The 18,955-nt window shown below is 33.5% G+C and carries 18 protein-coding genes and 1 tRNA gene; 13 read left to right on the top strand and 6 right to left on the bottom strand.

Annotated features, from left to right (window positions below):
• The first annotated feature begins 273 nt into the window (after positions 1-273).
• The 3 genes from BUC29_RS10925 (at position 274) to BUC29_RS10935 (ending at position 3,932) form a co-directional block, all read left to right on the top strand.
• Positions 274-834, top strand: coding sequence for a porin family protein (locus tag BUC29_RS10925; RefSeq protein WP_073416199.1), 561 nt, complete (start codon positions 274-276; stop codon positions 832-834).
• A 124-nt stretch (positions 835-958) separates the two neighbouring features.
• On the top strand, positions 959-1,372 hold the full coding sequence (aroQ, locus tag BUC29_RS10930; protein ID WP_066035150.1) for a type II 3-dehydroquinate dehydratase: 414 nt from the start codon (positions 959-961) through the stop codon (positions 1,370-1,372).
• Positions 1,373-1,442: 70 nt separating this feature from the next.
• Positions 1,443-3,932: a DUF5686 and carboxypeptidase regulatory-like domain-containing protein gene (locus BUC29_RS10935; RefSeq protein ID WP_073416201.1), complete on the top strand. Its 2,490-nt coding sequence runs from the start codon at positions 1,443-1,445 to the stop codon at positions 3,930-3,932.
• A 129-nt stretch (positions 3,933-4,061) separates the two neighbouring features.
• Here BUC29_RS10935 and BUC29_RS10940 read toward each other — a convergent pair whose 3' ends face one another.
• The 4 genes from BUC29_RS10940 to BUC29_RS10955 all read right to left on the bottom strand — a co-directional run bounded on the left by BUC29_RS10940 (position 4,062) and on the right by BUC29_RS10955 (position 7,456).
• Complete coding sequence (locus tag BUC29_RS10940) at positions 4,062-4,940, bottom strand: cation diffusion facilitator family transporter (RefSeq protein WP_073416203.1); 879 nt, start codon at positions 4,938-4,940, stop codon at positions 4,062-4,064.
• Positions 4,941-5,025: 85 nt separating this feature from the next.
• Positions 5,026-6,339 carry a UDP-N-acetylglucosamine 1-carboxyvinyltransferase gene (murA, locus tag BUC29_RS10945; RefSeq protein WP_073416205.1) on the bottom strand — a complete coding sequence of 438 codons (1,314 nt, stop codon included), beginning with the start codon at positions 6,337-6,339 and terminating at the stop codon, positions 5,026-5,028.
• 97 nt (positions 6,340-6,436) lie between these two features.
• Positions 6,437-7,156, bottom strand: coding sequence for a DUF4290 domain-containing protein (locus tag BUC29_RS10950; protein WP_073416207.1), 720 nt, complete (start codon positions 7,154-7,156; stop codon positions 6,437-6,439).
• 3 nt (positions 7,157-7,159) lie between these two features.
• The gene (locus tag BUC29_RS10955; protein WP_073416209.1) at positions 7,160-7,456 is read right to left on the bottom strand and encodes a DUF493 family protein; all 297 of its coding nucleotides are present in this window, start codon (positions 7,454-7,456) and stop codon (positions 7,160-7,162) included.
• 324 nt (positions 7,457-7,780) lie between these two features.
• Between BUC29_RS10955 and BUC29_RS10960 the strand changes: the two genes are divergently transcribed.
• From BUC29_RS10960 to BUC29_RS10990, 7 genes are all read left to right on the top strand, one after another.
• Positions 7,781-8,692 (top strand): alpha/beta hydrolase family protein, encoded by a 912-nt coding sequence (locus BUC29_RS10960; RefSeq protein ID WP_073416211.1) that lies wholly within the window; start codon positions 7,781-7,783, stop codon positions 8,690-8,692.
• A 16-nt stretch (positions 8,693-8,708) separates the two neighbouring features.
• Positions 8,709-9,317 (top strand): hypothetical protein, encoded by a 609-nt coding sequence (locus BUC29_RS10965; protein ID WP_139260484.1) that lies wholly within the window; start codon positions 8,709-8,711, stop codon positions 9,315-9,317.
• A gap of 543 nt (positions 9,318-9,860) precedes the next feature.
• Positions 9,861-10,394 (top strand): AAA family ATPase, encoded by a 534-nt coding sequence (locus BUC29_RS10970; protein WP_073416215.1) that lies wholly within the window; start codon positions 9,861-9,863, stop codon positions 10,392-10,394.
• A gap of 65 nt (positions 10,395-10,459) precedes the next feature.
• A complete protein-coding gene (locus BUC29_RS10975) occupies positions 10,460-12,355 on the top strand; it encodes a RecQ family ATP-dependent DNA helicase (RefSeq protein WP_073416217.1) in 1,896 nt (631 codons plus the stop codon).
• A complete protein-coding gene (gene fmt, locus BUC29_RS10980) occupies positions 12,355-13,302 on the top strand; it encodes a methionyl-tRNA formyltransferase (RefSeq protein WP_073416219.1) in 948 nt (315 codons plus the stop codon). The genes BUC29_RS10975 and fmt overlap by 1 nt, the downstream gene beginning before the upstream one ends.
• A gap of 180 nt (positions 13,303-13,482) precedes the next feature.
• The gene (locus tag BUC29_RS10985; RefSeq protein WP_012022249.1) at positions 13,483-13,755 is read left to right on the top strand and encodes an HU family DNA-binding protein; all 273 of its coding nucleotides are present in this window, start codon (positions 13,483-13,485) and stop codon (positions 13,753-13,755) included.
• A 129-nt stretch (positions 13,756-13,884) separates the two neighbouring features.
• On the top strand, positions 13,885-14,445 hold the full coding sequence (locus tag BUC29_RS10990; protein WP_073416430.1) for a YqgE/AlgH family protein: 561 nt from the start codon (positions 13,885-13,887) through the stop codon (positions 14,443-14,445).
• Here the strand turns inward: BUC29_RS10990 and BUC29_RS10995 are convergent.
• Both BUC29_RS10995 and BUC29_RS11000 read right to left on the bottom strand, forming a co-directional pair.
• Positions 14,442-15,278 carry an aminotransferase class IV gene (locus tag BUC29_RS10995; RefSeq protein ID WP_073416221.1) on the bottom strand — a complete coding sequence of 279 codons (837 nt, stop codon included), beginning with the start codon at positions 15,276-15,278 and terminating at the stop codon, positions 14,442-14,444. The two genes, BUC29_RS10990 and BUC29_RS10995, sit on opposite strands and share 4 nt — an antisense overlap.
• Before the next feature lie 54 nt (positions 15,279-15,332).
• Positions 15,333-15,725 (bottom strand): START-like domain-containing protein, encoded by a 393-nt coding sequence (locus BUC29_RS11000; protein ID WP_026727620.1) that lies wholly within the window; start codon positions 15,723-15,725, stop codon positions 15,333-15,335.
• A 151-nt stretch (positions 15,726-15,876) separates the two neighbouring features.
• Between BUC29_RS11000 and BUC29_RS11005 the strand changes: the two genes are divergently transcribed.
• The 3 genes from BUC29_RS11005 to katG all read left to right on the top strand — a co-directional run bounded on the left by BUC29_RS11005 (position 15,877) and on the right by katG (position 18,841).
• Positions 15,877-15,950 (top strand) — tRNA-Met (locus tag BUC29_RS11005).
• 135 nt (positions 15,951-16,085) lie between these two features.
• A complete protein-coding gene (locus BUC29_RS11010) occupies positions 16,086-16,343 on the top strand; it encodes a hypothetical protein (RefSeq protein ID WP_073416223.1) in 258 nt (85 codons plus the stop codon).
• 227 nt (positions 16,344-16,570) lie between these two features.
• Positions 16,571-18,841: a catalase/peroxidase HPI gene (katG, locus tag BUC29_RS11015; RefSeq protein WP_073416224.1), complete on the top strand. Its 2,271-nt coding sequence runs from the start codon at positions 16,571-16,573 to the stop codon at positions 18,839-18,841.
• Positions 18,842-18,955 lie beyond the last annotated feature (114 nt).

Genomic DNA, 18,955 nt, shown 5'->3' on the forward strand with positions numbered 1-18,955 from the left:
ACCTTTTTTAAAAACATATTTACATAAGATTATACTTGTAAAAAAGAATTTTAACAAATAATTAAAATGTTAGAATAAGAAAGAAATACATTACAAATATCGAGTTGATTTTCAGTATTTTAAAACTAAAATCATTAATTTAGGCATATAAAACCTTAAAAAAGTGTGAATTTTAATAATGATTGAAAGATCGATATAAAACAATAAATTCAAATTAATGTAGTTTTGAACTATAGAATAACATTTAAATACCAAACACTAAAAAACATTTTTATGAAGAAAATACTTTTAGCAGCTGTATTGTTCATTGCAACAACAGCTACAATCCAAGCACAATTATTACAAATTGGAGTTAAGGCGGGGGTAAACTTTGCAAGTCAAACAGGAGATGCAAGTTTAAACGGCGTGGCATTCGATAAAGACGGAATCACTAGCTATCATGCAGGTCTAGTAGCTGAACTTAAATTATTGGATAAATTTTCTATTCAGCCGGAGCTTTTATACTCGACTCAAGGAGCAACTTATAAAAATGCAGTTGAAGAATTTAAAAATGAATTAGGTTATTTATCTATACCAGTAATGGCTAAAATTTATTTAAACAACAGTTTTAGTTTAGAAGTTGGGCCACAAGCTTCATTTTTATTGAGTAACAAAAAACAATTTGATGTAGAAGATCCTAATACTTTTGATTTTGCAGTTAATGCCGGTTTAGGAGTCAAATTAACTAAAAACATTTTCCTTCAGGGACGTTATAGTTTAGGATTAACAGAAGTTTCGAAAAATGCTGATGTTAAAAACTCAACTGTTCAAATTTCCGCTGGATTCCTGTTCTAAAAAATATCACATACTTTTACAAAAACCGGTCTATTAATTAGAGCGGTTTTTTTATTTTTACAGAATACAATGACAATTGCAAAAATCAACAGCAATGTCAATATTTCAATAAATAATTTTAAATATGAAAATCTGCATTATCAACGGACCCAATTTAAATCTTTTAGGAAAACGTGAGCCTGAAGTATACGGAAGCCAGACTTTTGAAGATTATTTTGAAACGTTGAAACAAAAATTTCCGAACATTGAACTTTCTTATTACCAAAGTAATATTGAAGGAGAACTGATTGGGAAAATTCAGGAAGTTGGTTTTTCATTTGATGGAATTATTTTAAATGCCGGAGCTTACACACATACTTCTATAGGTTTAGGCGACGCTATGAAAGCGGTTACAACTCCTGTAATCGAAGTGCATATTTCTAATACGTATGCCCGCGAGAGTTTCAGGCATCAATCGTATTTATCAGGAAATGCAAAAGGTGTTATATTAGGATTTGGCTTAAAAAGCTACGAATTGGCCATTCAGTCATTTTTATAAACCTTATTTAACAAATTATTAATAGGATCGTTTTTTGAGTTGTTTTATTTTTATAAGACAAATTACTCGCATGAAAAACGTTATACTGCTCGCCATTTTATTTTTTTCAATTTCCAATTTCGCCCAAATCAAAGGAACAGTAACCGATGAAAAAGGAAATCCATTGCCGTTTGTTTCTATTTTTGAAGAAGGAACTTATCGCGGTACAACTTCAAATGAGCAGGGACAATACCAGCTTCAAGTAAAAGAAATAGGTAGAAACAAAATCGTTTTTCAATATCTTGGATTTAAAACACAAAAAATAACGGTTTCTGCAGAATCAAAAACAATAATTTTGGATGTTAAAATGCAGGAAGAAAGTTTTGCATTAAATGAAGTCGTTATTGATCCAAAAAATAATCCTGCTAATGCAATTATTAAAAGTGCAATTGCAAACCGAAAAGAAAACTCTGAAAAAACGGCTCGATTTACAGCCGATTTTTATTCGAAAGGAATTCTAAAAGTAAAAGATTTACCAAAGAAAATTTTAGGTCAGAAAATTGATCTTGGCCCTGATTTATCTTCAAACTTAGATTCTACCGGAACCGGAATTTTATATTTATCCGAAACCATCTCAAAAGTTTCGTATCAAAAACCGGATAAATTAAAAGAAACTATAATCGCTTCCAAAATTTCGGGAAACAACAAAGGTTTTAGCTATAATACTGCCGCTTTATCTACTTATGATTTTTATGATAATACATTAGAATTTGATGTAAACCTTATATCTCCTATTGCCGGAAATGCTTTTAGTTATTACAAATATAAACTCGAAGGAAGTTTTTATGATGATAACAAACAGCAGATTTACAAAATTAAAGTCACTCCAAAACGAGATAAAGAACCCGTTTTTGAAGGTTACATTTATATTGTTGATGACAGTTTTGCCATTTATGCTATAGATTTTGACATAAAAGGCTACCGAATGAAAAATGAATTTACTGAGGTTATGAACTTAAAACAAAGCTTTAGTTATAATACAAAAAACAAAATCTGGTCAAAAAATGCACAGACACTTTCTTTTAGTGCCGGCGGTTTTGGAATAAAATTTTCGGGTCAGTTTAATTATGTTTATTCTAATTATGAATTCCCGGAAACTTTCGCCAAGAAAATTTTTGGAAACGAAATTGTTGCTTTTGATTTGAATGCGAATAAAAAAGATGATTCTTATTGGAATGAAATCCGCCCTATTCCATTAACGCTTGAGGAAAGTGCTGATTACACAAAAAAAGACAGTCTGCAAACGATTAGAAAATCAAAAAAATATACCGATTCGATTGATGCTAAGAACAATAAATTTAGAATAATAGACTTTTTAAGAGGTTACGATTACAAAAATACTTTTGAAAAATATTCTTTTAAATATGAAGGCTTATTGAATTTGACTTCTTTGAGTTTTAATACAGTTCAGGGTTTTAATCTGGATTCTGGTTTTTCATTTAAAAAATGGAATGAAGAAACCGGAAAAAGCACTTCGATAAGTACTACATTTAATTATGGTTTTTCAGATCAACGTTTTCGAGCTATTGGTGAATTTAGTCATCGTTTTAATGCAATAAATTATGCCACAATTTCGGCTTCGGGCGGAACAAAAACGGCTCAGTTTAACAGCACCGAACCCATTACAAAATTTGTCAATTCTATAAGTTCTTTATTTTTTAAAGATAATTATATGAAATTGTACAATCTTGAATTTGTTCAGATTAATTATGCTCAGGACATTGCAAATGGAATAAATTTAAATGCAAAAGTAGCGTATGAACAGCGAAAACCACTTTTCAATACAACTGATTATTCTTTCTTTAAAAGAGATGATATTTATTCATCCAATAATCCGCTGGCTCCTGATGATTTTAGCACTCCGGCTTTTAGTCAGCATCATTTGATGAAAGCCAATGTGAATTTCAGAATTAATTTTGGAAACAAATATATTTCAAGACCAGACGGCAGATATAATTTTAAGGATGAAAAATACCCGACTGTATTTCTGGCTTTTGAAAAAGCTTTTGCAGCAAGTGAGAAAAACTATGATTTTGAGCGCATTGGAGCCGCAGTTCAATATGACTTAAAACTAGACAACAAAGGCCTTTTGGGAATGAACTTTAAAGCAGGTAAATTCTTTAATGCCGAAAATATTTCGTTTATAGATTACAGGCATTTCAACGGAAACCAAACACACATTGGCACAACCGATCGCTATTTGAATGTTTTCAACTTAATGCCGTATTATACAAACAGTACAAATGACAGCTATTTTGAAATGCATCTGGAACATAACGATATGGGATTTGTAACGAATAAAATTCCTTTAATTAACCTTTTAAAATCAACAATGAATCTTGGATTTCATTCGCTGGCAATTCCAGACAGAAAACCTTATACAGAGTTTACAGTTGGTTTAGACAATTTAGGTTTCGGAAAATTTAAACTATTTAGAATCGATTACGTACATTCTTATCAAGGCGGAATTCAGCAGAATGGTGTTGTTTTTGGATTGAAGATTTTGAATGTGCTTAATTAAGATACTAAGGTTCTGAGGTTCTAAGATGCTAAGATTTCTCTTTGTCAAAGTTTAAACTTTGACAAAGATTTTAAATTGCTATGCTTAAATCTGCGAAAAAAATCTTAGCATCTTAGAACCTTAGCATCTTTAACAATGATAATCATCTGGTTCAATATGAATTAAAACATTTCCTAATTCAGGAATTTGTTCTTTTAAAGTATCTTGTAGTTTATGAGATAAATCATGCCCTTCTTTTACAGAAATCTTTGCCGAAACTATAGCATGAAGATCAACGTGATAACGCATTCCGGCTTTTCTTATGAAACATTTTTCGGTTCCGAGAATTCCTGGAACTGTTAATGATTTTACACGAATTTCTTCGACTAAATCATCGTTCATATTTTCATCCATGATTTCGCCAAGAGCAGGTCTGAAAATTTTATAGCAGTTGTACAAAATAAAAAACGCTGCAAAAAGTGCTGCCCAGTCATCTGCAGATTCGTAACCTTTTCCCATTATCAAAGCAATCGAAATTCCGATAAAGGCCGCAACCGAAGTTATGGCATCGCTGCGATGGTGCCATGCATCTGCTGCAAGAGATGAACTATTTGTTTCCCTGCTTCGTTTCATTACCAAACGATATGAGTATTCTTTCCAAAGAATTATAGCTCCCAAAACATATAATGTCCAGGATTTTGGTAAATCATGAGAACTTCCAATATTGGCAATACTTTCATAACCAATAATTGTTGCCGAAGTAATTAAAAAACCAACTACCAAAAAGGTAATTAAAGGTTCAGCACGCCCATGACCATAAGGATGATTTTCATCTGCAGGTTTATTTGAATATTTAATTCCAAACAAAACTAAACATGAAGAAAATATATCTGCTGTCGATTCTATTGCATCTGCAATTAAGGCGTATGAATTGCCAAAAAAACCTGCTAAACCTTTAATCAAGGCTAAGCAGGTGTTTCCGACTATACTAAAAATAGTAGCTTTTATAGCTTTTTTTTCATCTGTCATTATAGAAAATTATTTTTTCGCTGTAAATTCACGAATCTAAACCTTTGATTATCAAAATAATTCATGAATTCACAGCAAATAATTTTTATGCTCTCACAATTTTTGCTCCAATAGCTCTTAAACGCTCGTCGATACGCTCGTATCCACGGTCGATTTGTTCAATATTTTGAATTGTACTTGTTCCTTTTGCTGAAAGCGCTGCAATCAATAATGAAATTCCCGCACGAATATCAGGAGAAGACATTGTTGTTGCTTTTAATTGAGATTCAAAATTATGTCCCATAACCACAGCTCTGTGCGGATCGCATAACATAATTTTTGCGCCCATATCGATTAATTTATCCACGAAGAATAAACGGCTTTCAAACATTTTTTGGTGAATTAAAACGTCTCCTTTTGCCTGTGTTGCCACAACTAAAACAATACTTAACAAGTCAGGAGTAAAACCTGGCCATGGTGCATCGGCAATAGTTAAGATAGATCCGTCGATATCAGTTTTTACTTCATATCCGTCTTTGTGAGCCGGAATGTAAATATCGTCGTTACGTTTTTCGATTGTAATACCTAATTTTCTAAAAGTATTCGGAATTAAACCTAAATTTTCCCAGCTTACATTTTTGATCGTGATTTCGCTTTTTGTCATAGCCGCAAGACCAATCCATGAACCAATTTCGATCATATCCGGTAAAATTGTATGTTCACATCCGCCAAGGCTTTCGACACCTTCAATTGTAAGTAAGTTAGATCCAACACCTGTAATGTTAGCTCCCATAGAGTTTAACATTTTACACAACTGTTGTAAATATGGCTCACACGCAGCATTGTAAACTGTCGTTCTGCCTTTTGCTAAAACAGCAGCCATTACAATGTTTGCTGTTCCGGTTACAGAAGCTTCATCAAGCAGCATATCTGTTCCTTTAAGACCTTCTTCAGGAGTTTCTACACCATAAAAATGATCTTCTCTATTATATCTGAATTTTGCTCCAAGGTTAATAAAACCTTCAAAGTGAGTATCTAATCTACGACGGCCAATTTTGTCTCCTCCCGGTTTTGGAATATAACCTTTTCCGAAACGAGCCAAAAGCGGTCCAACAATCATAATAGAACCACGAAGCGCTCCGCCTTCTTTTTTGAAAGCTTCCGTTTCTAAATATCCAACATTAACTTCATCAGCCTGAAAAGTAATTGAACCCGGCTCGTTACGTTGAATTTTTACACCTAAATTACCCAGCAAAGTGATTAATTTATTGATGTCTATAATATCAGGAATGTTATTAATTTTTACTTTCTCTCCTGTTAGAAGCACGGCACATAAAATTTGTAACGCCTCATTTTTTGCTCCTTGTGGAGTGATTTCTCCTTTTAAAGGAGTTCCTCCTTCGATTTTAAAAATTCCCATAGATTTTTTTTAAGGTTCTAAGGTTCTGAGATTCTAAGGTTATAAGGTTGAGCTAAAATCTTAGCACCTTAGTTGCTTAGTATCTTAGCAACTTCTTCTATTTTTGATTATTGTTTTTTTGAAAATTCTTTTTTTGTCCTCCTTTATTGTTCTTATTGTTTTGTGTTTTGGCTTGTCCTGCCTGAGTAGTTTTATTTGATACACGTTTATTAGTACGCATTAAATCTGTTGTGTTCAACAATTCTTCTGTACTGTGCAGCAAATTAATTTTACCTCCCGACAATTCGTACAAATGCTCAAAAATCACATCATCTTTTACTGTGTCTTTGTTCCAGCTTAAAAAAGATTTTTTCATGTGGTTGGCAATTACCATTACCAAAGCATTTTTCATTTCGCCTTCTTCCCATTTATTGGCAACATCGATCATGTATTTGATATTGTTACCATAAAATCTGTATTTTGGAAAATTCTGCGGATATTGTAAAATTTCTGGTTTTAACTGCAAAACATCTCTTGATGGAATTGGGTAAGGAGATTCAACATTCAATTTAAAATCAGACATTATAAAAAGCTGATCCCAAAGTTTATGTTGAAAATCCGGCACGTCACGCAAGTGCGGATTTAAGCTTCCCATAACCTGGATGATATATTTTGCCGCTTTATTACGCGTTTCATCATCTTCAATTGCCGTAGCCTGATCGATCAGTTTTTGTAAATGGCGACCATACTCGGGAATAATTAATCGCTGTCTTTCAGAATTATATTCTAAATTATAAACAACGTCGCTTGCGGCTTCTCTTTTATATTTTTCGATCATAAGTTATAATGAAACTATACCTTCAATTGTAGAAACTTCTTTGTATTTACTAATCACATCGTCTGAGCTGTTCATAGTAACATCTATAGAAACACTGGTAAATTTACCTGTTTTAGATTTTGTTGTTTTAATTACCGCACCCATTCGGTCAAAAGCTTTTTCAACACGCTCAACATTATCGGCTACAGAAGGCACAATAAATTTGTATAAATATTCTGCTGGCCAAGTATTTGCGTTATCAAGCTCTAATTTTAATCTTTCGTAAAATTCGGCGGTATTTTTTTCGTTATCGTTCTCCATTCGTAATTAAAAATAAACGCAAATATACGGTTTTGATTTTAGACTTTTGATTTTAGATTTTAGATTTTTTTCAGGCTTAAAACTTTGTTTTAAAGGGACAAAGTTACAAAGGCGCAAAGGTGCAGAGAAAAAAGCAATCGAAGATTATTTCTTTGTAAATTTTACTCTTATATTTGAGAAAATAATCTGCTATAATCTATCGCAAAATTTTTATTTAGCCACAGATTTAAAAGATTAAAATGATTTAATAAAATCTGCTCAAATCTGCAAAATCTGCGTGGAACCAAAAGCTTTTTATTCCTTACGAGATTAAAACACATTATAATGAAAAAAATCCTTTTACTTTTTATTGCACTTACAATCAACCATATTCAGGCACAGGAAGTTAAAACTTTAACCTATTTCCAAAATGACACTTTAAAACTAGATTTAGATTTATATCTTCCAAAGAAAAAAGCTAACGAAAAAATCCCGTTAGTTATGTTTGCTTTTGGCGGAGGATTTTCTGGCGGAGAACGTACAAGCGAAAAAAACTTCGGTTTGTTTATGGCTCAGAATGGTTATGCGGTTGCAAGCATTTCGTATAGTTTGTATATGAAAGGAAAAGATTTTGGCTGCAAAGGAACTTTAACCGAAAAAATAAAAGCAATTCAAATTGGCGTAAGCGATATGTGGCAGGCAACGGCTTTTTTAATCGAAAATGCCGATAAATACAACCTTGATACATCAAAAATCTTTATTTCCGGAATTAGTGCCGGTGCCGAAATTGGTTTTCAGGCTTCGTTTTGGGATTATAAATTGATGAATTTATACAAAAGTAATCTCCCGGAAAACTTTAAATACAAGGGCTTTATTGGAGGTTCTGGCGCGATTCAGGATATTAATTTAATTACTAAGGAAAAAGCGATTCCGATGTTGTTGGCGCACGGAAGTAATGATGACACCGTTCCATACGCTGCGGGTTCGCATCGTTCTTGCCCGACAAATGCTTCGGGTTGGCTGATTCTTTTTGGCTCTTATGCCGTTTACAACCAAATGAGAGATTTACATAAAGATATTGAACTAATTACTTTTTGCGGTGGCGGACATGAATTCTCTGGTTATCTTTTTCATGAAGGACAACAATATGTTTTGGATTTTGTGAATGATGTTTTAAAAGGAAAGAAATTTGAATCGCATTTAATTCAGCCTTCTAAACAAGGTAAAAGTTCTGGGAAGTATTTGTTTTGTGAGTGATTAATTTTAAATAAATATGATGAAAGTTAATTATAAAAACTTTGAAATTGAATTACTTGACGATCCTAATTACAGTTTAAATTCGGCTGATAATTTTCGCCAATATAAAAAAGTTTATTTTCAAGAAAAACGTCAAGAAAATTGTTTTTATCCAGAAAGTAAACACGTTATTATTATTAAAGAATTTGGAATAGAAATCTCAAGTTCGATAATATGCGAAGTTGGATGGGCCATGAATGTAACAGAAGATTCTTTCATTATAGAAGAGGATAAAATATGGATCATTGGTTGTTCTGAAATTTATTGTTTAGAAATTCCAACATTAGAATTAATATGGCAAAAGGATTATAATTCTTTTGCATTGTTTTCTATTCACAAACTCGATGATGATTTTGTAATTCATGGAGAATTAGAAATATTAAGGATAACAAAAGAAGGAGAAATTATCTGGTCTTTTGGAGGAAGAGATATTTGGGTAACCATTGATGGTAAAAATGTATTTACTATAGAAAATAAATCTATAAGGTTATTTGATTTTGAATCGAACGAATATGTCATCGATTTTGATGGTAAACAAATAGAAGATAATCCCAGAATTATTTCACCAGAAATTAAAAATAAATGATAGCAAATATTTGGCTAAAGCGGAAATCTAAAAACATTCAAACCCGCTGGTGAAAACCAACGACAATTCAAAGAAAATCATCTATAACTTTTCGATTCTTTATTCTTGAAACTGCTCCAGCGGAGCAAAATATTTATAGCAAATTCCATTTACACCAATCAAAAGCTCCAGCGGAGCGACATATAAAACATTCAAAATATGCCGCTCCGCTGGAGCTTTTTGATAACATTCATTTTTTCTCTATAAATATGTCGCTCCTCCGGAGCTTTCCATGAATATTTTTTTCGATAAATATTTCGTCCTGCTTGGACTTTATTATTTCTAAAAAACTAATTTCCAAAATAATTCCAAAAACAAAACCATTTCTCCTATTTAGCCCTGATGGAAGCGGAAATCCTTTTGCTTTTTCCTTTAAAAAGCAAAAGATTGGAGCGGACAGCAGGAACCAATGCCTGCAAAAAAATGCCAAATCTTTCGCTTCAAGTAAAAATTCTTTTTAATTACGAATAAGTTTAGGTAAATTTGCCCTTTATTTTTAGAATAGTGCAAAAACAAATTATAGTACTCATTGGTGGTCCCGGTACGGGAAAATCTACACTTATAAACGAATTAGTCTCTCGCGGCTATTGTTGTTATCCTGAAATTTCTAGAGAAGTTACACTCGAAGCTCAAAAAAGAGGCATCGAGCAATTATTTCTGGAACAGCCTTTATTATTCAGCGAAATGCTTTTAGAAGGACGTATTCAACAATTTGAAAGTGCCAAAAATGAGCCTGATGACATCGTTTTTATAGATCGCGGAATTCCTGATGTTGTAGCTTATATGGATTATATTGGAGACGAATATCCACATCATTTTACAAAGGCGTGCGAGGACTATAAATATTCTAAAACATTTATTTTACCGCCTTGGGAAGAAATTTACCAGAGTGATACAGAACGTTACGAAAATTTTGAACAGGCATTGAGCATCCAGAAACACTTAATTGAAACGTATAAAAAATACGGTTACGATTTAATTGAGGTTCCGAAAGATACGGTTGAAAACAGAATTCTTTATATCTTAGACAAAATTTAGCAGCCGGTTTTAAAGTTGCAAAACTAGAAACTGATTTCTAAATTTTTAACTTTAAAACACAGGTCATGCAGGACGCACAGGAAATTCTTTTTAAATACTGGAAACATACCAGTTTTAGACCACTGCAAAAAGAAATCATTGATTCCGTTTTAGAAGGTCAGGATACTTTTGCACTGCTGCCAACCGGAGGCGGAAAATCAATTTGTTTTCAGGTTCCGGCCATGATGCGAGAAGGAATCTGCCTTGTAATTTCGCCTTTAATTGCTTTAATGAAAGATCAGGTGGCGAACCTGCAAAAAAGAGATATTAAAGCGATTGCGCTTACAGGCGGAATTCATACAGAAGAAATTATTGATCTTCTTGATAACTGTCAATTTGGAAACTACAAATTCCTTTATCTTTCTCCGGAGCGTTTACAATCAGACTGGATTTTAGAACGCATTAAAAATCTTCCTATAAATTTAATCGCTATCGACGAAGCGCATTGTGTTTCGCAATGGGGTCACGATTTTCGACCGGCTTATTTAAAAATTTCAGAACTTAAAAAATACTTTCCTAAAATTCCTTTTTTAGCTTTGACTGCAACAGCGACTCCAAGAGTTGTTGAAGATATTAAAACCGAACTAGGATTAAAAGATACCAAACTTTTCCAGCAGTCTTTCGAAAGAAAAAATATTGCCTACATGGTTTTTGAAGTCGAAGATAAATTGTACCGAGTTGAGCAGATTTTGAAAAAAAATCCGCAGCCGTCTATTATATATGTACGAAATAGAAAATCATGCCTTAATATATCAACGCAATTGCAATCGTTAGGATTTAGAGCAACATACTATCACGGCGGACTTTCGGCTCAGGAAAAAGATAAAAATATGCAGTTGTGGATGTCAGAACAAGCACAGGTTATAGTAGCTACAAATGCGTTTGGAATGGGAATTGACAAAGACAATGTTAAAACAGTTATTCATACGCAATTGCCCGAAAACTTAGAAAACTATTACCAGGAATCCGGGCGTGCGGGACGAAATGGTGAAAAAGCATTTTCGGTTTTATTGTATAATAATTCAGATGCAAACCAAACAGAACAGCAGTTTATAAGTGTTCTTCCTGATAAAAAGTTCCTGAAAACGATGTACGTTAAATTATGTAATTATTTTCAGATAGCTTACGGCGAAGGTATTGATGAATCGTATTCTTTTAAAATGAATCATTTTTGCAATAAATACGATTTTCCTACTTTGAAAACCTATAATGCTCTACAGTTTTTAAATCAACAGGGAATCATTACGATGTCTCAGGAATTTTCGGAAAAAGTTACGATGCAGTTTTTAATCGAATCAAAAGAAGTGATTCGATATATGAGTCTGAATCCGAATGATGAAGAAATTATTCTTGCTATTTTAAGAACATATCCCGGAGTTCACGAAATGAAAACACCGCTCAATCTTTCGCTAATAGCAAAAAAATCAAATCATACTGAAGAACAGGTTACGGCTCTTTTAGAAAAACTAAAAGAAAAAAATATTATTGAATACAAATCCAAAAACAACGACGCAACCATTTTGTTTAATGAAGTCCGCGAAGATGATTTAACCATAAACCGAGTTTCAAAATATCTCGAAAAACAAAATAAATTAAAACGCGATCAGCTTTCGTCTGTACTTTATTATATAAAAGAAGACAAAACCTGTAAAAACAGATTGGTTCTGGATTATTTTGGAGAAGAAACAAAAGAAAACTGCGGCGTTTGCTCGTATTGTATTACACAAAAAGGAAAAATCACAGAAGCCGATTCAATTGCTGATAAAATTCTGCACTTATTAAAAGCAACTGCATTAACTTCGCGTGAAATTCAAAATCAAATAAAATCAGACACAAAAGATGTACTTTCTGTTCTTCAGGAATTACTCGAAAACAATCATATTGTCATTCTGGCAAACAATAAATACGCTTTAAAATCATAATGGAAAAATTACGAATTATATTTATGGGAACTCCAGAGTTTGCCGTTGGCATTCTGGATACCATTATTAAAAACGACTACGAAGTTGTCGGTGTTATTACAGCTGCAGACAAACCAGCGGGACGCGGGCAAAAAATAAAATATTCGGCAGTAAAAGAATATGCACTTGCAAACAATCTTACATTGCTGCAGCCAACAAATTTAAAAGATGAAAGTTTTTTAGGAGAGTTGAAAGCTCTGAATGCAAATCTGCAAGTTGTCGTTGCGTTTAGAATGCTGCCAAAAGTAGTTTGGGAAATGCCTGCTTTAGGGACTTTTAACCTTCACGCTTCTCTGCTTCCAAATTACCGTGGTGCTGCTCCTATTAACTGGGCTATTATAAATGGCGAGACCAAAACCGGAGTCACTACTTTCTTTATTGATGATAAAATTGATACGGGAGCGATGATTTTAAATTCTGAAATTGCGATTGAACCAGGAGAAAATGCCGGACAATTACACGATCGTTTAATGAATTTAGGAAGTACAACGGTTATCGATACTTTAAAAGTTATCGAAGCAGGAAATGTTACTACAACAATTCAGGAAGATAATGACGATATCAAAACGGCTTACAAATTAAATAAGGAGAATTGCAAAATTGACTGGACAAAATCAGGAAATGAAATCAACAATTTAATTCGCGGTTTAAGTCCGTATCCGGCTGCATGGTGTTTTTTGAAAGATAAAAATGAAGAATTAAACATTAAAATTTACGAAGCCAAATTCATTTCAGATGCTCATTCTTATGAGGCCGGGAGTTTATTGAGTAATAAAAAAGAAATTAAAATTGCAATAAAAGACGGCTTCATACAGTTATTAAGTTTACAATTACCAGGAAAAAAGAGAATGCAGGTAGCCGAATTATTAAACGGAATAACTTTTTCTGATAGCGCAAAGGTCTATTAACGTCAGTAAAACAGGGGTTTCTACCTGTTTTTGATCGATGAATAACAAGCTTTATGAACAAAAAAAGCAAGTTATCAACAATTATTGCTAAAATTAGAGAAAACACTTGCACGCAACGGATTTCCTACTAAATTTGTGTATTAACAATTTTTTTTAACCAACAATTAATAACTAATTATTATGAACAAATCAGAATTAATCGATGCTATCGCTGCTGATGCAGGAATTACAAAAGCTGCGGCAAAATTAGCTTTAGAGTCATTTTTAGGAAATGTAGGAACTACTTTGAAAAAAGGCGGAAGAATTTCATTAGTAGGTTTCGGATCTTGGTCAGTATCTGCGAGAGCTGCTAGAGACGGTAGAAATCCTCAAACAGGAAAAACTATCAAAATTGCTGCTAAAAATGTAGTAAAATTCAAAGCTGGAGCTGAATTAGAAGGTGCAGTGAACTAAGTAAGAAAGTTCTCTAAACTAAATAATATAATTAAAACCCTCCTTATGGAGGGTTTTTTTATGCGGTTTAACGATTTTTTTTGTGATTTTAAAAATTTTATGATTAAATTTAATAAAAATTGTAGCCGTATGATTTCAGAAAAATTAAAAAAAGGACACCTGCTTATTGCCGAGCCTTCTATAATTGGGGATTTATCTTTTAACAGATCGGTAATTTTATTAGCAGACCATAACAAGGAAGGATCAATAGGTTTTATCATCAATAAGCCGTTAAAATATACAATTAATGACTTAATACCTGAAATTGATGCCAACTTCAAAATATACAACGGAGGCCCAGTTGAACAAGACAATCTGTACTTCATTCATAATATTCCAGACTTAATCCCGAATAGTGTCGAGATTTCAAACGGAATTTATTGGGGAGGAGATTTTGAATCAACCAAAGACTTAATAAACGACGGATCGATCAATAAGAACAATATTCGTTTTTTCTTAGGTTATACCGGTTGGGATGAAAACCAGCTTGAAAATGAAATGCAGGGAAACTCCTGGATCATTGCCGATAATAATTACAAAAACAAGATTATTGGAAAATCTACTACCCATTTTTGGAAAGAGCAGATTATCGAACTTGGCGGTGATTATGTCATTTGGTCAAATGCACCTGAAAACCCGTATCTGAATTAATTTTCAGGTAGGGTTTCATTTAGCTTCTGCACTAATAAATGAGCCAGATTACTTGTAAACTCTTTTTTTCGATATTTACTTATCGGCTGTATCCCTGTGATTACATTTGTAAGAAATAATTCGTCTGCTTTTTGAAGATCAAAAGGCGAAATTATCTCTTCGATTACTTCTATGCCTTCTACTTTCTTAGCTAATGCTAAAATCTGTTTGCGCATAATTCCGTTTAAACAACCTTCAGATATCGATGGCGTAATTAGTTTTTTACCCAAAACCATAAATAAATTTCCTTGCAAAGCTTCTACTACGTTTTTGGTATCATTCAATAAAATACAATTTGCAAGTCCGTTCTCGTGAGCAAAAATACTTCCCGTAATATTTATCATTTTATTTGTCGTTTTAATAGACGACAATAATTGTTTTGTTACATAAAAGTCTTTGTACAAATCAACTTCGTATTCATTCGTGTTTAAAGTGTATAAAGTATTTTCAAGTAGTGTTGCGTGAATTAAAAACGAAATATCATTTGTTTTTGGCAGATACAAACCGCCATCATTTCTATAAACGGTTATTCTGGCTCTTGCCGATTGAGCAATATTTTTTTCCTGAACAAGTTTTAAAATCTGTTCTTCGAAATATTCCATTGTAAAATTCATTGGAATTTCCATTCTAACAACTCGCATCGAAGCCATTAGTCTAAAATAATGATCTTCAAGAAACAAGACTTTATTATTAATAATTTTTACCGTTTCAAAAACGCCATCTCCGTATAAAAACGCACGATTTTGTGTGAGTAAATTTTCTTCTTGTGCAATGTTTCCGTTAAAATTGATCATAAAAAAACCCTGAATTTTGTTCAGGGCAAATATAAGGCATAAAATAGACTTTTACTAAACAGAACCTATAAGATGTTTTAGGTCTGAGATTTGATTCTCCCACAATTGTTTAGCCTCTCCTACTTCTTCTTTTTCAGCGAAATCTACTACCATTAATGATACATCTTTAGTCAATTCATCAACTAAAATATGAAGTTCAAAAAAGTATTCAGTATCCTTACTACTTTCATCAACCCATTTGAATTTTACTTTTTCGCCTGTTTTTTTTGATGCAAGACGTGCTTTTTCCTGCGAATCATTCCAGATGAAAGTAAAAAATTCACCTCTTGAATTAACATTGTCAGCAAACCATTCTGATAAACCTGACGGAGTTGATATATATTGATACAATAATTGTGGCGAAGAATTGATCGGAAACTCGATTTCGTAACGTATTTTTGAATCCATGTGCTACTTTTAATTTTTTCGAAATATAAGAATATATGTCCAAAAACAATGCGTTTTTAAAAATATTTTTTTTTCTTCAATTTATACTTGTACGCTTTAATATTATTTCTATCTTTGCACCCGCAATCAGGAATATCATGATAGCAGTCGAGGCGAGGTAGCTCAGTTGGTTAGAGCGCAGGATTCATAACCCTGAGGTCACGGGTTCAACTCCCGTCCTCGCTACAAGGTAAAAAACATCACTTCATAAAGTGATGTTTTTTTATTTATAAAAGTTTGTAATTATACAAAATTTATGGTTTACATTTTATTTAACCACCATTAAAAATAGTATCTTGCACACTAGTAATTTGTAAACAAATGGATATAGTTAAATTTAAGATCACATCAAAAACGATAAAAGTAGAAGTACGCAATTCGAACAATTATGTTTTTAATTTTAATTCAGCTTTAGACATTAAAAAAGAAGATAAAGATGTTTTATTAAAACTTTACACAGCCTTGGATCTCCTTTTTAAAAAAGAAACTGCTCCTGAAGTAAAAAACTATATTTCACCCAACCAGACTAATATATTAGACCAGATTTCAGACATTGACAATTTGGAGCAGAATAAATAAAAAGATCTTTCAAAATCTTAATATATAAGCATCACTTTTTAAGTGGTGCTTTTTTATTTCTAAAACTATTTTAGGCACAATATAAATTCGATTGATATTTTCAAAACAATAGTTTTTATCTATACCACAAGACGCATTTAATATCCGATTGAATCAGTATCTTTTTTGTTAATCCGTAAATTTGAAAGAAGCAAAATTCAAGTTTACTAATTTAAAAACCTCTACTTATGGGTAACACAAATGATGACATCAGCAAATGTCCCTTCCACAACGGCAAATTGAATAATACACCGGGAGGAGGCACAAAAAATCGTGATTGGTGGCCAAACCAGTTAAAAGTAAATATTCTAAGACAGCATTCTCCAAAATCAGATCCTATGGATAAAGATTTCAATTATGCTGAAGCTTTTAAAAGTCTGGATCTTGAAGCAGTAAAAAAAGATCTTCATGCCCTTATGACTGATTCGCAGGACTGGTGGCCAGCAGATTTTGGACATTATGGAGGATTATTTATTCGTATGGCATGGCATAGTGCCGGAACTTATCGTGTAGATGACGGACGCGGAGGCGCAGGTGCCGGACAACAGCGTTTTGCGCCGCTTAACAGCTGGCCGGACAACGTAAGTCTTGACAAAGCACGCCGATTATTATGGCCAATCAAACAAAAATATGGTAAAAAAATCTCTTGGGCAGATTTGATGATACTTACAGGAAATGTTGCTCTGGAATCTATGGGCTTTAAAACTTTTGGTTTTGCCGGAGGACGTGAAGATGTATGGGAACCAGATGAAGCTGTTTACTGGGGATCTGAAACTACATGGCTTGGCGGCGATGACCGTTATGGAAAAGGCTCTCCTGGTGTTCCTAAAGATCATGGTGTAGTTTCTTCTGATGATGATGCAGACGGAGATATTCATTCAAGAAATCTTGAAAAACCTTTAGCAGCTGTACAAATGGGACTTATTTATGTAAATCCTGAAGGTCCGGACGGTAATCCTGACCCAATAGCGGCTGCCAGAGATATTCGTGATACATTTGGACGTATGGCCATGAATGATGAAGAAACTGTAGCACTTATTGCCGGAGGGCATACTTTTGGAAAAACACACGGTGCTGCATCATCAGATAATGTTGGTAAAGAACCGGAAGCATCAGATTTAGAAATGCAGGGTTTTGGCTGGAATAACAAATACGGTTCAGGTAAAGGTGCAGATGCCATCACCAGCGGTCTGGAAGTTATCTGGACTAAAACACCTACACAGTGGAGCAATAATTTCTTTGAAAATCTTTTTGAATACGAATGGGAACTTACAAAAAGTCCGGCTGGTGCACATCAATGGGTAGCAAAAAATGCTGAAGCTATTATTCCGGATGCTTACGATTCTTCTAAAAAACATCTCCCAACCATGCTTACAACAGACTTATCATTACGATTAGATCCTGTTTATGAAAAAATATCACGTCGTTTTCTTGAAAATCCAGATGAATTTGCAGATGCTTTTGCACGTGCCTGGTTTAAACTGACACATCGTGACATGGGACCTCGCGCTCGTTATCTGGGAGCAGATGTACCACAGGAAGAATTATTATGGCAAGACCCAATACCAGAAGTAAATCATGCCTTAATAGATGCCAATGATGCAGCTCAGTTAAAATCAAAAATTAAAGCTTCAGGCTTAAGCGTATCTCAACTGGTTTCTACTGCCTGGGCTTCTGCTTCTACTTTTAGAGGCTCTGATAAACGAGGCGGAGCAAATGGTTCACGTATTAGATTAGCTCCTCAAAAAGACTGGGAAGTTAACAATCCTGCACAGCTTAAAGAAGTATTGGCTAAACTAGAACAAATTCAAACAGAATTTAATAATGCTAATAACGGTAAAAAAGTTTCGCTTGCCGATTTAATAGTTTTGGCGGGTTCAACAGGAATAGAAATTGCGGCAGAAAAAGCCGGAAGTTCAATTAGTGTTCCTTTTTCACCGGGGCGTATGGATGCTTCTCAGGAACAAACCGATATTGAATCTGTTGGTTATCTTGAACCAAAAGCAGACGGGTTCCGCAATTATCGCAAAACAAAATCTCCTGTTTTTACAGAAGAGCTTTTAATAGATAAAGCGCATTTGTTAACGCTTACAGCGCCAGAACTGACTGTACTTTTAGGCGGTTTAAGAGTATTAGAAATCAATACCGACGGTTCTAAAAATGGTGTATTTACCAATCGTCCTGGGCAGCTTACTAATGATTTCTTTGTAAACCTGCTTGATATGAGTACAGAGTGGAAAGCTTTATCAGATGATAAAGAACTTTATTCTGGAAGTGATCGTACAAGCGGCCAGCTTAAATGGATTGGAACTCGTGCTGATCTTGTTTTTGGTTCTAACTCTGAATTAAGAGCTATTGCCGAAGTTTACGCCAGCAGCGATGCCAAAGAAAAATTTCTGAACGATTTTGTAACTGTATGGACTAAAGTTATGAATCTGGATCGTTTTGATTTAAAATAATTTTTCAAACAAAAACAATCTGAAAAGCGTCTCTAAGGCGCTTTTTTTATTTTATATAAAATAATCCTCCCTTTGTTGTAACATTTTTTAGCTAGAGCGTCTAACGTTAAAATT

The sequence above is a fragment of the Flavobacterium defluvii genome, from assembly GCF_900129555.1.
GTDB classification, from domain to species: domain Bacteria; phylum Bacteroidota; class Bacteroidia; order Flavobacteriales; family Flavobacteriaceae; genus Flavobacterium; species Flavobacterium defluvii.

Excerpts from the sequence above, each read along its gene's own strand:
- BUC29_RS10955 (WP_073416209.1), bottom strand. The coding sequence starts at position 7,456 with ATGGAGAACGATAACGAAAAAAATACCGCCGAATTTTACGAAAGATTA.
- BUC29_RS10950 (WP_073416207.1), bottom strand. The coding sequence starts at position 7,156 with ATGATCGAAAAATATAAAAGAGAAGCCGCAAGCGACGTTGTTTATAAT.
- BUC29_RS10940 (WP_073416203.1), bottom strand. The coding sequence starts at position 4,940 with ATGACAGATGAAAAAAAAGCTATAAAAGCTACTATTTTTAGTATAGTC.
- BUC29_RS10960 (WP_073416211.1), top strand. The coding sequence starts at position 7,781 with ATGAAAAAAATCCTTTTACTTTTTATTGCACTTACAATCAACCATATT.
- BUC29_RS10965 (WP_139260484.1), top strand. The coding sequence starts at position 8,709 with ATGATGAAAGTTAATTATAAAAACTTTGAAATTGAATTACTTGACGAT.
- BUC29_RS10935 (WP_073416201.1), top strand. The coding sequence starts at position 1,443 with ATGAAAAACGTTATACTGCTCGCCATTTTATTTTTTTCAATTTCCAAT.
- BUC29_RS10985 (WP_012022249.1), top strand. The coding sequence starts at position 13,483 with ATGAACAAATCAGAATTAATCGATGCTATCGCTGCTGATGCAGGAATT.
- BUC29_RS10995 (WP_073416221.1), bottom strand. The coding sequence starts at position 15,278 with ATGATCAATTTTAACGGAAACATTGCACAAGAAGAAAATTTACTCACA.
- BUC29_RS10990 (WP_073416430.1), top strand. The coding sequence starts at position 13,885 with ATGATTTCAGAAAAATTAAAAAAAGGACACCTGCTTATTGCCGAGCCT.
- BUC29_RS11000 (WP_026727620.1), bottom strand. The coding sequence starts at position 15,725 with ATGGATTCAAAAATACGTTACGAAATCGAGTTTCCGATCAATTCTTCG.
- BUC29_RS10975 (WP_073416217.1), top strand. The coding sequence starts at position 10,460 with ATGCAGGACGCACAGGAAATTCTTTTTAAATACTGGAAACATACCAGT.
- aroQ (WP_066035150.1), top strand. The coding sequence starts at position 959 with ATGAAAATCTGCATTATCAACGGACCCAATTTAAATCTTTTAGGAAAA.
- BUC29_RS10925 (WP_073416199.1), top strand. The coding sequence starts at position 274 with ATGAAGAAAATACTTTTAGCAGCTGTATTGTTCATTGCAACAACAGCT.
- murA (WP_073416205.1), bottom strand. The coding sequence starts at position 6,339 with ATGGGAATTTTTAAAATCGAAGGAGGAACTCCTTTAAAAGGAGAAATC.
- fmt (WP_073416219.1), top strand. The coding sequence starts at position 12,355 with ATGGAAAAATTACGAATTATATTTATGGGAACTCCAGAGTTTGCCGTT.
- BUC29_RS11010 (WP_073416223.1), top strand. The coding sequence starts at position 16,086 with ATGGATATAGTTAAATTTAAGATCACATCAAAAACGATAAAAGTAGAA.
- katG (WP_073416224.1), top strand. The coding sequence starts at position 16,571 with ATGGGTAACACAAATGATGACATCAGCAAATGTCCCTTCCACAACGGC.